Origin of the sequence: Pseudomonas sp. KT_2_4, from assembly GCF_041410225.1 — a bacterium.
Classification (GTDB): Bacteria; Pseudomonadota; Gammaproteobacteria; order Pseudomonadales; family Pseudomonadaceae; genus Aquipseudomonas; species Aquipseudomonas paracarnis.
Genome location: NZ_CP166962.1, coordinates 2,458,079 through 2,471,834, shown reverse-complemented (window position 1 = coordinate 2,471,834; position 13,756 = coordinate 2,458,079). Strand labels below are relative to the sequence as shown.

14 protein-coding genes are annotated in these 13,756 nt (G+C 60.0%); 4 read left to right on the top strand and 10 right to left on the bottom strand.

The features are described from left to right. Positions 1-124: 124 nt before the first annotated feature. A complete protein-coding gene (locus AB9N64_RS11420; protein ID WP_014719680.1) occupies positions 125-1,084 on the bottom strand; it encodes a hypothetical protein in 960 nt (319 codons plus the stop codon). Positions 1,085-1,157: 73 nt separating this feature from the next. Beyond that, on the bottom strand, positions 1,158-1,295 hold the full coding sequence (locus AB9N64_RS11415) for a hypothetical protein (protein WP_003175756.1): 138 nt from the start codon (positions 1,293-1,295) through the stop codon (positions 1,158-1,160). A 647-nt stretch (positions 1,296-1,942) separates the two neighbouring features. Between AB9N64_RS11415 and AB9N64_RS11410 the strand changes: the two genes are divergently transcribed. Both AB9N64_RS11410 and arfB read left to right on the top strand, forming a co-directional pair. After that, positions 1,943-3,361: an amino acid permease gene (locus AB9N64_RS11410; RefSeq protein WP_014719679.1), complete on the top strand. Its 1,419-nt coding sequence runs from the start codon at positions 1,943-1,945 to the stop codon at positions 3,359-3,361. Between the two features lie 107 nt (positions 3,362-3,468). Beyond that, the gene (arfB, locus tag AB9N64_RS11405) at positions 3,469-3,882 is read left to right on the top strand and encodes an alternative ribosome rescue aminoacyl-tRNA hydrolase ArfB (protein ID WP_003193787.1); all 414 of its coding nucleotides are present in this window, start codon (positions 3,469-3,471) and stop codon (positions 3,880-3,882) included. On the opposite strand, the gene AB9N64_RS11400 is transcribed toward arfB, so the two are convergent. Together AB9N64_RS11400 and AB9N64_RS11395 are read right to left on the bottom strand one after the other, a co-directional pair. Further along, entirely contained in the window at positions 3,879-5,075 is a 1,197-nt protein-coding gene (locus AB9N64_RS11400; RefSeq protein WP_014719678.1) for an MFS transporter, read from the bottom strand. The two genes, arfB and AB9N64_RS11400, sit on opposite strands and share 4 nt — an antisense overlap. A 103-nt stretch (positions 5,076-5,178) precedes the next feature. Beyond that, positions 5,179-5,361 (bottom strand): hypothetical protein, encoded by a 183-nt coding sequence (locus AB9N64_RS11395; RefSeq protein ID WP_014719677.1) that lies wholly within the window; start codon positions 5,359-5,361, stop codon positions 5,179-5,181. A gap of 14 nt (positions 5,362-5,375) precedes the next feature. On the opposite strand from AB9N64_RS11395, the gene AB9N64_RS11390 reads away from it, so the two are divergent. Then, positions 5,376-5,714 (top strand): hypothetical protein, encoded by a 339-nt coding sequence (locus tag AB9N64_RS11390; RefSeq protein WP_019819373.1) that lies wholly within the window; start codon positions 5,376-5,378, stop codon positions 5,712-5,714. A 10-nt stretch (positions 5,715-5,724) separates the two neighbouring features. Here AB9N64_RS11390 and AB9N64_RS11385 read toward each other — a convergent pair whose 3' ends face one another. Then, positions 5,725-6,036, bottom strand: coding sequence for a DUF962 domain-containing protein (locus AB9N64_RS11385; RefSeq protein ID WP_014719676.1), 312 nt, complete (start codon positions 6,034-6,036; stop codon positions 5,725-5,727). Between the two features lie 160 nt (positions 6,037-6,196). Between AB9N64_RS11385 and AB9N64_RS11380 the strand changes: the two genes are divergently transcribed. Beyond that, positions 6,197-7,255, top strand: coding sequence for an AraC family transcriptional regulator (locus AB9N64_RS11380; RefSeq protein WP_014719675.1), 1,059 nt, complete (start codon positions 6,197-6,199; stop codon positions 7,253-7,255). Here the strand turns inward: AB9N64_RS11380 and AB9N64_RS11375 are convergent. The 5 genes from AB9N64_RS11375 to AB9N64_RS11355 all read right to left on the bottom strand — a co-directional run bounded on the left by AB9N64_RS11375 (position 7,212) and on the right by AB9N64_RS11355 (position 13,605). After that, positions 7,212-8,666, bottom strand: coding sequence for a TrkH family potassium uptake protein (locus AB9N64_RS11375; RefSeq protein WP_003193780.1), 1,455 nt, complete (start codon positions 8,664-8,666; stop codon positions 7,212-7,214). The two genes, AB9N64_RS11380 and AB9N64_RS11375, sit on opposite strands and share 44 nt — an antisense overlap. Before the next feature lie 302 nt (positions 8,667-8,968). Further along, positions 8,969-10,306, bottom strand: a complete 1,338-nt coding sequence (locus tag AB9N64_RS11370) for an imelysin family protein (protein WP_014719674.1) — start codon at positions 10,304-10,306, stop codon at positions 8,969-8,971. Between the two features lie 126 nt (positions 10,307-10,432). Beyond that, positions 10,433-12,484 (bottom strand): bifunctional diguanylate cyclase/phosphodiesterase, encoded by a 2,052-nt coding sequence (locus AB9N64_RS11365; protein ID WP_014719673.1) that lies wholly within the window; start codon positions 12,482-12,484, stop codon positions 10,433-10,435. 183 nt (positions 12,485-12,667) lie between these two features. Continuing rightward, positions 12,668-12,856, bottom strand: coding sequence for a hypothetical protein (locus AB9N64_RS11360; RefSeq protein WP_019819367.1), 189 nt, complete (start codon positions 12,854-12,856; stop codon positions 12,668-12,670). A 152-nt stretch (positions 12,857-13,008) separates the two neighbouring features. Beyond that, positions 13,009-13,605: a superoxide dismutase gene (locus AB9N64_RS11355; protein ID WP_014719672.1), complete on the bottom strand. Its 597-nt coding sequence runs from the start codon at positions 13,603-13,605 to the stop codon at positions 13,009-13,011. Positions 13,606-13,756 lie beyond the last annotated feature (151 nt).

Here is a 13,756-nt window from a genome sequence, read left to right as displayed (position 1 = left end):
GCAATCAACTGTGGGAGCCGGGCTTGCCCGCGATAGCGGTGGGTCAGTGAGTAAAAAGGTGACTGACACACCGCTATCGCAGGCAAGCCAGCTCCCACCGGGATCTCTACACGTCTATGATCTTTTAAAAGGCAAAGGCGCCATCAAACACCGGCTTGTCATCCAGCGCCAGCACCCCACTGGCAAAGATCAGGTCCAGGTGATGACTGCCTTTCTGCCCGCCACCCAAGCCCAAGTGCAACCCGCAGTGACGCTCTTCAAACCCGGCATTGCGCGCATACAGGTCCTTGACCCCTTCATTGGTGCCAATCCCCAACTCCTCCACACGACGGTTGGACGGGTTGGCATTCAGGTACTTGTTGAAGTCATCTGCCAGCCCTGGCACTTCGCTGGCCACGCTGCAAACGGTGGAGTTCTCGATCCATAGCTCCAGCGGCAATTGCAGCACGCCGTATTTGCGTGCAAAGGGGATGGTACTGAGGAAGGTGCCGACAAACCGCACCTGGCCGTTGATGGCTTCGCTGTGGGTGGCGATTTCGCCGGGCGCCAGGTCGTGGTTGCCGACGCCGTTGATATTGGTCCACTTCTTGATGCTGCTCATCGGCGCTTCCAGGCGCGAACCGTGTTTGTCGGTAAAGCTCAGCACGTTGGCCTGGGCCATGCGCCGGATCAGTGTGGCGTTGAGGTCGGCGATGCGTTGGGGCTCGACGCTGAAGGTGTCGTAGAAATAGTCGCCGTAATCCTTGAACAGCAGGGATTTTTTCCAGTGCTCGGCCATCACGCCTTGCAGGGCACGGATAAAGTCCGGGCCTTCGGCGCGTGGGTTGGGCAGCGTGGAGGAATCATAGAGAAACAGGTACAGGTCGCAGCTTTGAATGGCCTGGGACAGGGTGTCGCTGGGCGCCAGGTCCAGGCGTTGCAGTTGAAAGTTGAAGCGGGCGGCGCTGCCGTGGGTAATCGCCTGGGCGATGGCGTCATAGCGCTCGGTGTGGCCCAGCAACACGGTGGGGCGGTTCAGGCCGTTGAGGGCGGGGTGGTGTGCCAGGTAGTAGAGAAAATGTTCGACGGCGCGGGCCTTGTCCATGACGGGTGTCCTTCTGTGCCTTGGGTAAGGGGGCAGGCGCCGTGCACAGCGCCTGCCGGATGCCTGCCGGGTATTAGAAAGGCCACATCGCGGTGCCAAAAGGCACAACGGCATCGGCTTGCATCATTTCAACGGCGGCCTCATGGGTCGGCGCTTCAAACCAATCGTCGAGTTGCAGTTCGGTTTCCAGGTCGTTTTCCAGTGCTTGCATGGTGTATCTCCTAGAGGACGTTGTTTGAGAACGGCTTGCCCACGGGCTTCGCGGGCAAGTGCAAAGAACCTAGAAGAGAGTGTTTCGAAATGCAAAAAATTTATTGACACGGTTTCATTTGGATTTTTTCTTCTGTTTTTCAGCAGATTTTTTTATTCAGGCAAAACAGTGAATTGGCTGAAGCGATTCTTCAGGCATTGCTTACCGACAGAATTCCGTTGAGGGTTGCCAAAGTCTGGCTGTAACGCGGATTTTCCGGGGTGTAACGATAGATTTACGCAACTGCCCTGGCTTTGTTGGGGGGCGCGCCGATGTAAGCATTAGCTGACAGAATCGCCCGTGCACTTTCCCGGTGCGTGCCGAAGCTGTCGAGCGGTGTACAATGCGCCGCGTTTTACTGTGACCCCCCTTGCGTATCCACGCAAAAGGCCAAGACCTCAGGGTTTGATCCCCCTGATCACTCCGCCTGGCCACGAGCCGGACGGGTTCGATTTCGTCACAGATAAAAACAAACAGGTGACGCATGACCATTAGAAAGACGCTGTACTCCTGGTGCCTGCGCTGGGGTTTGAGCGGCGCTGCTTGAGTCGGTAATTCAAGGCAGCAACCTGCATTCAACTCTTCAAACCTTGCGTGAGACCCTTTTCATGAGTGGACCCCATTCTTCTTCAGGCGAGCTGAAACGCGGCCTGAAAAACCGGCATATCCAGTTGATCGCCCTCGGTGGCGCCATCGGCACCGGCCTGTTCCTGGGCTCGGCCGGGGTGCTCAAATCCGCCGGCCCTTCGATGATCCTGGGCTATGCCATCTGCGGCTTTATCGCCTTCATGATCATGCGCCAGCTTGGCGAAATGATTGTCGAGGAGCCGGTCGCCGGCTCCTTCAGCCACTTTGCCCACAAGTACTGGGGCGGTTTCGCCGGCTTCCTCTCGGGCTGGAACTGCTGGATTCTGTACATTCTGGTGGGTATGTCGGAGTTGACGGCCGTCGGCAAGTACGTGCACTACTGGTGGCCGGAGATCCCGACCTGGGTCTCTGCTGCGGCGTTTTTCGTGCTGATCAACGCGATTAACCTGGCCAACGTCAAAGTCTTCGGTGAAGCCGAGTTCTGGTTCGCCATCATCAAGGTGGTGGCGATCGTCGGCATGATTGCCCTGGGCAGCTACCTGCTGGTCAGCGGCAGCGGCGGCCCGCAAGCCTCGGTCAGCAACCTGTGGGAGCATGGTGGTTTCTTCCCCCATGGCGTCGGCGGTTTGGTGATGGCCATGGCGATCATCATGTTCTCCTTCGGCGGCTTGGAAATGCTCGGTTTTACCGCCGCTGAAGCCGATCAACCACGCACCGTGATCCCCAAGGCGATCAATCAGGTGATCTACCGCATCCTGATTTTCTACATCGGTGCCCTGGTGGTGCTGCTGTCGCTCACCCCGTGGGACAGCCTGCTGGCGACCCTCAACGCCTCCGGCGATGCCTACAGCGGCAGCCCGTTCGTGCAGGTGTTCTCGATGCTGGGCAGTAACACCGCCGCGCATATCCTCAACTTTGTGGTGCTGACGGCCGCGCTGTCGGTGTACAACAGCGGCACCTACTGCAACAGCCGCATGCTCTTGGGTATGGCCGAGCAGGGCGACGCGCCCAAGGCCCTGGCGAAAATCGACAAGCGCGGCGTGCCGGTGCGTTCGATCCTGGCCTCGGCGGCGATCACTCTGGTGGCGGTGCTGATGAACTACCTGATGCCCCATGACGCGCTGGAACTGCTGATGTCGCTGGTGGTGGCCACGTTGGTGATCAACTGGGCGATGATCAGCTTCTCCCACTTCAAGTTCCGCCAGCACATGAACCGCATTGGCCAGGTGCCGCTGTTCAAGGCGTTGTGGTACCCGTATGGCAACATCATCTGCGTGGCCTTTGTGGTGTTTATTCTGGGCACCATGCTGATGATTCCGGGCATTGACCGCTCGGTGTACGCGATCCCGGTGTGGGTGGCGTTCATGGGTGTTTGTTACTGGGTCAAGAACAAGCGGGCGCAGCAGTCCATGGATATGGCGGTCCCCGCGGTGAAGTAAGCGTCAATGTTGTTAAGCAGACCCGGCCTTGTGCCGGGTTTGTTGTTTGAGGGGATGGCCAAGGTGCATTCGCGTATCCTAGGGCTTCTTCCGGAGGACCGTGTTACATGCTGGTGATTTCCAACAACGTACAGCTGCCCGATGCCGAGATTGAGCTGACCGCCATTCGCGCCCAGGGTGCCGGTGGGCAGAACGTCAATAAAGTGTCGAGTGCGGTGCACCTGCGGTTTGATATTCCGGCGTCTTCGTTGCCGGAGTTCTACAAGGAACGCTTGCTGGCACTGCGTGACAGCCGGATCACCAGCGAAGGCGTGCTGGTGCTCAAGGCCCAGCAATATCGCACCCAGGAGCAGAACCGCGCCGATGCGCTGGAGCGCCTGGTGGAGTTGATCCAGAGCGCCACCAAGGTCGAGAAAAAACGCCGTCCGACCAAGCCTACCCTGGGCTCGAAGAAACGCCGCCTGGAGTCCAAGACCAAGCGCGGCAGCATCAAGGCCGGGCGCGGCAAGGTCGACTTCTAGGCGTCGCGTGTTTCGCGGGCCTTGGGCGCCTGGCGGTACAGGTAGACGCTCAGCAGCAAACCGGCGAAAGCGGCGAGGGCGGCGAACAGGAAGATCGAGGCAAAGCCAAACCCGGCCGCCACGGCGCCCGCCAGCGGCCCGGTGATGCCCAGGGACAAGTCGATAAACAGCGAATAGGCGCCCACCGCCGAGCCACGGCTGGAGGCCGGCACCAGGTTGACGGCCTCCACTCCCAACGCCGGGAACACCAGGGAAAAACCGAAACCGCTCAACGCCGCACCCGCCAACGCCAGTTGGGCATCCGGCGCCAGCCACAGCAACAGCAGGCCCAGTACTTCCACCGACAGGCAGGCGATTGCGACGCGAAAACCACCAATGCGGTTGATCAAATTGCCAAACAGCAAGCGCGCGCCGATAAAACTGGCACCGAACAGGCTCAAGGCCCACACCGCGTTATCCCAGTGCTGGGTGCTGTAATACAACGTGATAAAGGTGGCGATGGTGCCAAAGCCGATAGAGCCCAATGCCAGCGCGCAACCATGGGGGAGCACGCGGCCCAGTACATTCATGAACGGCAAACGGATGCCGGGCACAATCGGCGCGGCTTGTTTTTTCCAGGCCAACACCACACCCAGTACGGCCAACAGAATGATGCTGACGCCCATGCTCCACAGCCCCAACTGGCTGACCAGCAGCACCCCCAACGGCGCGCCGACCGCCAGCGCGCCGTAGCTGGCGATGCCGTTCCAGGAAATAACCTTGGCCGTGTTCGCGGCGCCGACACGGCCAATGCCCCAGCCAATCGCCCCCGAACCCACCAGGCTTTCAGCGCTGCCCAGCACTAGCCGACCGACCAGCAGGCAGCCGAGGCTCAGAGCCGGCAGGCTGGAAAACCACGCCGCAAACAACATGAACACGCCACTCAAGCCGCAGCCCACCAGGCCGATCACCACGGCGCGCTTGCTGCCCAGGTTGTCGATGATCTTGCCGGCATAGGGGCGGCTCAGCAGGGTTGCCAGGTATTGCACGCTGATCACCAGCCCGGCAATGACGGCGCCATAGCCCAGCTGGCTATGGACATAGCCCGGCAATACGGCCAGGGGGATGCCGATATTCAAATAGCCGATGAAGGTAAACAGCACGATGGAAACAACTTGCAGCGTGACCGCCATGGGGCGCTGGGTATCTGGCATGGGAGAGATCCACTGTCGCAGCAGGTAAAGATAGGCTGCTAATGATACCGGCGCGCAGGCCGGGCAGGGCGGCAAAAATGTAAAACGTCAGCTCTAAAGCCGATCAAGCTTGGGTGGGGGCCAGCAATTGAGTGGTCACCAGGGCAGCCAAAGCGTTTTCCTGGGTGCCAAAGCGCTTGAGCAGTGCTGCTTGCTTGTCGGCACTGAGGCGGTTCCAGACTTCGACCATCTGCAAGGCAGCGTCGAGTACAGCGGCGTCCGGCGTGTCGGAAGGGGAGGTGGTCATAGTGAAGGTCTCGGATGATTCAGGCAGTGTGGAAAGCGCTCAAAGGCGCGCTTTCCACACGGTCTGGTACGGCGTCAGTCCCGGCTTTCGCGCTCGACTGGTTTTGCTTCTTTGGCCTCAGGCTGCTTGTCGCTGGCCTGCTGCGGTGTTGGCTGCTCAGTTGGGTGCAGGCTTGGGAAGGGGAGATTAGGTATCTCGTGCATCGTGGTCGCTCCTCGCAAGGTCTGTTTTTTCAATCGCAGGTGATTCCGCGCTCTCAAAAAGCCTTGGCAGGATACAGCACCGTAAATGACAAAAAGACTTTTATCTCGACGTATGCACAATTTTTAATGGTTCAGACGCAAGTGACATGAGGTCACACCTCTAGAACGGCACCTTGCCCAGAATCATGTCGCGGTACATCACAAAATCTCCCAGCAAGCTGTAGAACGGGTGTTGAAAGGTGGCGGGACGGTTCTTTTCGAAGAAGAAGTGACCAATCCAGGCAAAGCTGTAGCCCGCGAGCGGCAAGGCCAGCAGCAGGACCCATGAACCTCTGCCGATGGCGTACGCAAGAATGCCGATCACCAGGGTGGTGCCGATAAAGTGCAGGCGTCGGCAGGTGCTGTTGCCATGCTCGGCCAAGTAGTACGGGTAGAACTCGGCAAAACTGTTGTATTTCTTGATGTTTTCCACGGTCACCGGCCCTCTGGTTGTTGTGCCGCCAACGGGTGTGCGGCGGGGAGCTTATTTGAGTCTAGAGTGATCAGTGGTAACAGCCAGTGACAATAGATGCCACTTTAGTATCCTTGGCTTCCTGGCTGCCGTTTGAGCCTGCTTTCTATAAGAAGACGCCATGAGCGAACGAACAACTTCTGCAAGCTGGGCGATGGGCATCGTCAAGGCGCTGGAAATGGATGGCCTGGATTGCCGTGCCTTGTTCAAGCAACTGGGCCTGGATTATGCGGCCCTCAGTGATCCCGATGCGCGCTTCCCGCAAGACGCCATGACCCGCCTGTGGCAACGCGCGGTAGAGGTGTCGGGTAACCCGGCGATTGGCCTGAACATGGGCAAGGTGGTGCGCCCGGCCTCGTTTCACGTTGCCGGTTATGCGTTGATGTCCAGCAACACCCTGGCCGAAGGCTTTATGCGATTGGTGCGCTACCAGCGCATCATCGCCGAAAGCGCTGATTTGAGTTTTCGACTGTTACCCGAAGGCTATGCGTTGATTCTGACGGTGCATGGCGATCACCTGCCGCCCACCCGTCAAAGCGCCGAAGCCTCGCTGGCCAGCGCCCTGGCCCTGTGTGGCTGGCTCACCGGGCGCACCCTGCAGCCCCGCAAAGTGCTGCTGCAGGGCGAACAGCCAGCGGACCTGGCGCCCTACCAACGCGCCTTCCATGCGCCTTTGCAATTCAATGCACCCTATGACGCGCTGATTTTCGAGCAGGCTGACATGGAGGCGCCGCTGCCCACGGCCAACGAAGCCATGGCGCTGTTGCACGATCGCTTTGCCGGTGAATACCTGGCGCGTTTTTCCGAAAGCCGCGTGACCCATAAGGCGCGTCAGGTGCTGTGCCGCCTGTTGCCTCAGGGCGAGCCCAAGCGCGAAGCGGTGGCCCAGACGCTGCACCTGTCCCAACGCACCTTGCAGCGGCGTTTGCAGGAGGAGGGCACCAGCTTCCAGGCCTTGCTCGATGACACCCGGCGCGAACTGGCCGAGCAGTACCTGGCGCAACCCAACATGACCTTGCTGGAAATCGCCTACCTGCTGGGGTTTGCCGACCCGAGTAACTTTTTCCGCGCGTTTCGCCGTTGGTTCGATGCCACGCCCGGTGAATACCGGGCGCGCTTGCAGCAAATGTCGTCGGTCAGTGACGCCAGAACGCCGGAATGCACAACACAAACACGGTGATGATCTCCAGGCGCCCCAGCAACATGCCCAGGGACAGGATCCACTTGGCGGCATCCGGCAGGGTGGCGAAGTTGCCGGCCGGGCCGATGGTTTCGCCCAGGCCGGGGCCCACGCCGGAAACGGTACTGGCGGCGCCGGTCAATGCGGTCATCCAGTCCACGCCCAGCAGTGACAGCGCCAGGGCGATCATGCAGATGGTGATGGCGAAGAAAAACGAAAAAGTCAGAATCGAGCGCACGATCTCCTCATCGAGGCGATGGCCGTTGTACTTCTGCTTGATCACCGCGCGGGGATGGATCAACTGATTCAAGTTGGCTTTGAGCAGGATGTAGGCCACCTGGAAACGGAAGATCTTGATACCGCCTGCGGTGGAGCCCGAGCAGCCGCCGATAAAGCCCAGGTAGAAAAACAGCATCAGTGAGAAGTTGCCCCACAGGCTGTAGTCCCCCAGTGCAAAGCCGGTGGTGGTCACCACAGACGTCACGTTCAGCGCCACATGGCGCAAGGCATCGAGCCAATGCAGGTTGGTGGTCCACCAGTACCAGGTGCCGAGTACCAGCCAGGTCACCAGCAACAGGCCGAGCAAGCCTTGCACTTGCTGGTCCTTGATCAGCGCTCGACGGTTACCGCGCAAAGTGGCCACGTACAGGGCGAACGGCAAGCTGCCAAGGATCATCACCACCACCGCGACCCAGTGCACCGCCGGTTGTTTCCAATGGGCCAGGGACTCGTCCGAGGTGGAAAACCCACCGGTGGAGATCGCCGACATTGCATGGTTGATCGCATCGAACACGCCCATCCCGGCCCACCAGAAGGCCAGGCTGCCGAAGATGGTGATGCCCACATAGGCGGCCACGATCAAGCGCGCCACCATGTGTGAGCGAGGCATGACCTTTTCAGAGCGGTCCGAGGATTCGGTCTGGAACAGGCGCATGCCACCAATGCGCAGCAGCGGGAGGATCGCCACCGCCATGCCGATAAAGCCGATACCGCCAAGCCAGTGCAGCAACGAACGCCACATCAAAATGCCCGGCGACATGCTGTCCAGGCCGCTCAACACGGTGGAGCCGGTGGCGGTGATGCCGGACATGCTTTCAAAGAACGAGTCGGTGTAGCTGATGTGCTGGGTCAGCAAAAAGGGCAGGGCGGCGAAGATGCACACCACCACCCAACTGCTGACCGTCAGCAGGTACATGTCCCTGGGGCGCAGGTGCACGTGCTCGGGGCGGCCAGGAATGACCAACGCCAACCCGGCGATAAAGGTGATCAGGCTGGCCCACAGGAACGAGGGCAGGTCGCTGGTGCGTTCGAAGATCACCAGGGTCGCCATCGGGATTACCATGGCGACCGCAAGGGTGATCAGGAAGATGCCGATGATGAAACCGATGATGCGCAGGGTCGGCAACGCCATGAAGTTCGCTCGGGTGATTGGGCAGAGGCGCCATTCTACCCGCGGTGCAGGTCTTGTAAACCGAGGGCTGCGGGTTGATGGAGAACCCCTGTGGGAGCTGGCCTGCCAGCCGGCGTATATTCACCTGACGCCCCGCAATCCAATGTGGGAGCTGGCTTGCCTGCGATGGCGGTGTGTCAGTTATAGATTAGTCGACTGAACCACCGCCATCGCAGGCAAGCCAGCGCCTACAGGGATAGACGCGGCAGTTATTGCGCGCATGAAAAAGGCGACCCGCAGGTCGCCTCTTCAATTGCGCTTGATCAGAACTCGTGATCAGCGCTGTCCGGGTTCAGGTCACTGATACCCAGCTTGCCAGCAGCGGCTTCGATCGAACCGGTCTGCTTGACCAGGGCGGCAATCGAGTCACGCACGATCTGGTTGCCCTTTTCATTGTCAGCGGCGATCAACTGGTCGTAGTGCTCGCCGTTGTTGGCGTGGTCAACCATCACCTGGATCTTCGCTTCGGTGGCTGCCAGGTCAGCCTTGAGGGCTGCGTCGGCTGCCGGGTCGACCTTGGCCACCAGAGACGACAGGCTGGCGCCGGTCAGCTTGGTGCCGTCAACACGGGTGTATTCGCCCAGGTAGACGTTACGGATGCCCTTGGCGTCGTAGAAATGCGAGTAATGGGTGTTGTCGCTGAAGCAGTCCTGCTCGTCTTCCGGCGAGTTGGCTTCCAGGGACACTTTCATGCGCTCCCCGGCGAGTTCGCCCAGGGACAGGCTGCCCATGCCGAACAGCATTTTACGCAAACCGTCGGTGCCCGGTTCCGACTCCAGGGTGGCGCGGTAGTTGTCTTCGACGTTGGGCTTCCAGTTGTCGACCATTTCCTGCAGGTCGCTGACCAGCAGTTGGGTGACAGCACGCAGGTAAGTGCGGCGACGCTCATTGTGACCGCCGGTTGCACCGTCACCGGTCATGTAGTCCGACGCCGGGCGGTTGCCCGCGCCTGGGCCGGTGCCGTTGAGGTCCTGGCCCCACAGCAGGAATTCGATGGCGTGGTAGCCGGTGGCGACGTTCGCTTCGGAACCGCCCAGCTCATTGAGGCTGGCGAGTTTTTCCGGGGTGATCTCCTTGACGTCGACCTTGTCTTCGCCCACCTGAATCTCGTTGTTGGCGATGATATTGGCGTTGGCACCTGGGTTGCCCAGCGCGTGCTCGTAGGACTTGTCGACGTAGTCGATCAGGCCTTCGTCCAGAGGCCAGGCGTTCACTTGGCCTTCCCAGTCGTCGATGATGGTGTTGCCGAAGCGGAATACTTCGCTCTGCAGGTAGGGTACGCGTGCGGCGATCCAGGCGGTACGGGCCGCTTTCAGGGTTTCGTCGTTCGGGTTGGCGAGGAAAGTATCGATTGCGGTCTGCAGGGTTTTTGCGGTGGATTCGGCATCGCTGTACACCGCAAACACCATGTCTGCGTAGTGCGCGACCACGGCCTTGGCGGCTGCTTCGTCGACCTGGCCTGCCGGGGCAGCCGCCGGTGCGGTAGTGCTGGCGGCAGCGGGTGCCTGGGGCGCGGCGGCCTTGTCTTTACCTTCGCCGCAACCGGCGAGAGAAATGGCAATGGCCAGCAGACTGGCGGTGGCCAGGGGCATACGAATCATGGCGAACATCCTGCTTCGGTTGTTGAAAGGGCGCGCGGGGAGCGCAAACGCTGCGACATAATGCGAAAGATTTGCATTTTGTGTAAAGGCTTATACGCGGGAAATATTGAGTATCGAAGTGTAAATTCAAAGACTCACGGCGTTATTACGTTCGGACTGCTTCAGATAAGCCGTCAACTCCCGGGCCTGCAGCGGTTTGCTGTAGTGATAACCCTGCCCTTCATGGCACCCCTCGGAGATGATGTAGGCCTCCTGTTCGGCGGTCTCCACCCCTTCGGCAATCACCTGCATGCCCAGGCTTTTACCCAATTGGATAATGGCGCGCACGATGGTTGCGTCATCGTCGTCGTCCTGCAGGTCCTGGACGAAGCTCTTGTCGATCTTGATCTTGTCCAGTGGCAGGCTTTTGAGGTAACTCAGGGAGGAATAGCCGGTGCCGAAGTCATCAATGGCGATCAGCGCCCCGGAGCGACGCAGGCTCAGCAGATGCTGAGCGGCGGTGCTAATGTCTTCCATCAGGCCGGTCTCGGTGACTTCCAGCTCCAGGCTGCGTGGCGGTAGGCGATAGATCTGCATCAGGTTGTTGACCACCCTTGGCAACTCGGTGTGGTGCAGTTGCACCGTGGACAGGTTGACGGCCATGCGCAGCGCCGTGAAACCCTGGTCATGCCATTCGCGCAATTGCCGGCACGCTTGGTCCAGCACCCATTCGCCAATGGGAATGATGGTGCCGTTCTGTTCCGCCAGCGGGATAAACAAGTCCGGCGGTACCAGCCCATGTTCCGGGTGTTGCCAGCGCAGCAGGGCCTCCACGCCGACCACCTGATGGTCGCGATAGCTGATTTGCGGTTGGTACACCAGGTGGAACTGCTCGCGGCTCAGGGCATCGCGCAGGTCTTTCTCCAGTTCACGGCGCCGGCGCATTTCGCTGTCGACGCTGGCGATATAAAACTGATAGCGGTTGCGCGAGCGGCTCTTGGCCAGGGTCATGGTCTGCTCGGCTTTTTGCAGCAACTTCTCGGTGCTGTCGCCATCTTCCGGAAACAGCGTGATGCCGATGGTGGCGCGCAGGCGGATCAGGTCGTGGTCGAGGGCGAATTCAGCCTCCAGGTCATCGAGGATGCTTTGTGCCAGTTCGGCGGCCTCGTAGGGCTGGTCGATATCGGCTTGCACCAGGGCGAACTGGTCGCCGCCCAGGCGGGCGAGCGTGCCCAGGCGGCCACTATGGGCGCGCAGGCGGTCGGCCAGGGCCAGCAAGAGTTTGTCGCCGGCCTGGTAGGTGAATTGCTCGTTGACGCTCTTGAAGTCATCCAGCCCCACGCATAACACCGCGACACGGCGTTGCCGGCGGCCAGCGTCCGTTAGGATCTTGTCCAGTTGCGCCTGCAACTTCTGGCGGTTCGGCAGGCCGGTCAGGAAGTCGTACTGGGCCATGCGCAACAGGCTGGACTCGGCCTCGTGCCGCAGGTGGGTATTGCGCTCAATGGATTCGAGCAATTGGTTGGCGGTGTTTATCCACTGTCCCAGTTCGTTGCGTTCATGACCCTTGAGCTGAGGGATCTTGTGCTCGCTGGGGCGGTCCGGGTTGATCGAGGTCAGGTGTTGGAGCATCCGCGACAGCGGTTTGGTCAGCATCCAGTGATACACCAGGTACAGCACCAGCCCCATGACCAGGGCGCGCAATACGCCCGAGATAAAGATGATGACCGAGCTGACCAGGAAACTTCTGCCATAGGTGGCGGTGTCGAGGGTGATGCTCAGGTCGCCGTAATATTCGCTGTAGGGGCCCTTGCCGACTAACGCGGTAGTAAAGGATCGTTCCTGGCCAAGAATCAGGTCGGTCAGCCAGCGGCTGGGGGACCGCTGTAAAGGGCGGCTTTTTTCCGCCAACATGGTCTCGTTGGGATGGCCGATAGAGGCCATGCGCACAGCATCGTCCTGGAACAGACCTTCGATCACCTGCATGCCCATCTCGCGATCCAGGCTGTACACGGCCTGGGTCGAGGGGTCGCGAAACATGTCGAGGATGCGCTGGGCATCGCCCGCCACGGCCTGGCGTGTCTTGTAGGCATCAAAAACGATCTGCGCCACGCTCAGCGCCACACCCACGATCAAGGCCGACAGCAGCACAACCCGTAGCAACTTCACCGACAAGCTGTTCTTGAGTTCCAGCTTCAAAGGGGCATTCCTTGTCTCATGCGGGTGGCCGTCAATATGCCATGAGTATTGGCAATCTGGGGAGGGCAGTCAAAGGGACATTACTGTGGGAAGGGGGGTGGCGCTTTGCAGCGACGGTGGGCAGGAAAACGGCGGATGGAATCCGCCGTGAATGTTGCCTTGCGGGGGCAAGTGGTTGTTTGATTAAAAATTAATCTGTGGTGGGGCAGATGACTGTGGATCCGCGCCCAGTTGGCCGCCTTGGGCTCCGTCCGTGACACGGTCCATCACGTCCTTGAGTAGATCCATTCCCATCTCGGCCGCTTTTCCTGCAATGGGCAGTGCCACCGAGGCGGCGGCGCCGGCGGCGGCCATCATCGAAACTGGTTCCATAGTTGACTCTCCTGCGTTGGACGAGAGGTGTATTCCTCTCTTCGACTACGTGGCCGGTTCGTCTCAATGAGTTCCATTTTTTCGGCCGATCCACACTCGTCGCCCAAAAAAAAGCCCGGCAATCGCCGGGCTTTTCCTACTGCAAGCATCGCTTAGGCAGTGAAGGCCTTGCCTTCGAACTGCTCAGCCACGAACTTCCAGTTGACCAGGTTCCAGAACGCTTCCACATACTTTGGACGCACGTTGCGGTAGTCGATGTAGTAGGCGTGTTCCCACACGTCGCAGGTCAGCAGCGGGGTGTCGCCGTTGGTCAGCGGGTTGCCGGCGCCGATGGTGCTGGCCAGGGCCAGGGAACCGTCAGCCTTTTTCACCAGCCAGCCCCAACCGGAACCGAAGGTGCCAACCGAAGTCTTGGTGAACTCTTCTTTGAACTTGTCGAACGAACCGAACGCAGCGTTGATGGCTTCAGCCAGCGCGCCGGTTGGTTGACCGCCGGCGTTTGGCGCCAGGCAGTTCCAGTAGAAGGTGTGGTTCCAGACCTGAGCGGCGTTGTTGAAGATACCGCCCGAGGAAGACTTGACGATCTCTTCCAGGGTCTTGCCTTCGAACTCGGTGCCAGGCACCAGGTTGTTCAGGTTCACGACATAGGTGTTGTGGTGCTTGTCGTGGTGGTACTCCAAGGTTTCCTTGGAGATGTGCGGCTGCAGGGCATCGTGTGCGTAGGGCAGCGGCGGCAATTCGAAAGCCATGATGATTCTCCTAATCAGGTCAGTTGCGGTGAGCGCAAGGCCGATCACGGGCGGCCAAACATGCGCCGGGGAGTTTGTACTCTTTGCGGCGCAGGGGTCCGATCATAGCACCGGGGGTGCGGCATAACCACGCAACAACTGTGTGGGATAG

What these genes read in the sequence shown, in the direction of transcription:
- AB9N64_RS11390 (WP_019819373.1), top strand. Translation starts at nt 5,376, where the DNA reads ATGATTCAGGCAGTGTGGAAAGCGCTCAAAGGCGCGCTTTCCACACGG.
- AB9N64_RS11410 (WP_014719679.1), top strand. Translation starts at nt 1,943, where the DNA reads ATGAGTGGACCCCATTCTTCTTCAGGCGAGCTGAAACGCGGCCTGAAA.
- AB9N64_RS11360 (WP_019819367.1), bottom strand. Translation starts at nt 12,856, where the DNA reads ATGGAACCAGTTTCGATGATGGCCGCCGCCGGCGCCGCCGCCTCGGTG.
- AB9N64_RS11395 (WP_014719677.1), bottom strand. Translation starts at nt 5,361, where the DNA reads ATGACCACCTCCCCTTCCGACACGCCGGACGCCGCTGTACTCGACGCT.
- AB9N64_RS11400 (WP_014719678.1), bottom strand. Translation starts at nt 5,075, where the DNA reads ATGCCAGATACCCAGCGCCCCATGGCGGTCACGCTGCAAGTTGTTTCC.
- arfB (WP_003193787.1), top strand. Translation starts at nt 3,469, where the DNA reads ATGCTGGTGATTTCCAACAACGTACAGCTGCCCGATGCCGAGATTGAG.
- AB9N64_RS11355 (WP_014719672.1), bottom strand. Translation starts at nt 13,605, where the DNA reads ATGGCTTTCGAATTGCCGCCGCTGCCCTACGCACACGATGCCCTGCAG.
- AB9N64_RS11370 (WP_014719674.1), bottom strand. Translation starts at nt 10,306, where the DNA reads ATGATTCGTATGCCCCTGGCCACCGCCAGTCTGCTGGCCATTGCCATT.
- AB9N64_RS11420 (WP_014719680.1), bottom strand. Translation starts at nt 1,084, where the DNA reads ATGGACAAGGCCCGCGCCGTCGAACATTTTCTCTACTACCTGGCACAC.
- AB9N64_RS11415 (WP_003175756.1), bottom strand. Translation starts at nt 1,295, where the DNA reads ATGCAAGCACTGGAAAACGACCTGGAAACCGAACTGCAACTCGACGAT.
- AB9N64_RS11380 (WP_014719675.1), top strand. Translation starts at nt 6,197, where the DNA reads ATGAGCGAACGAACAACTTCTGCAAGCTGGGCGATGGGCATCGTCAAG.
- AB9N64_RS11375 (WP_003193780.1), bottom strand. Translation starts at nt 8,666, where the DNA reads ATGGCGTTGCCGACCCTGCGCATCATCGGTTTCATCATCGGCATCTTC.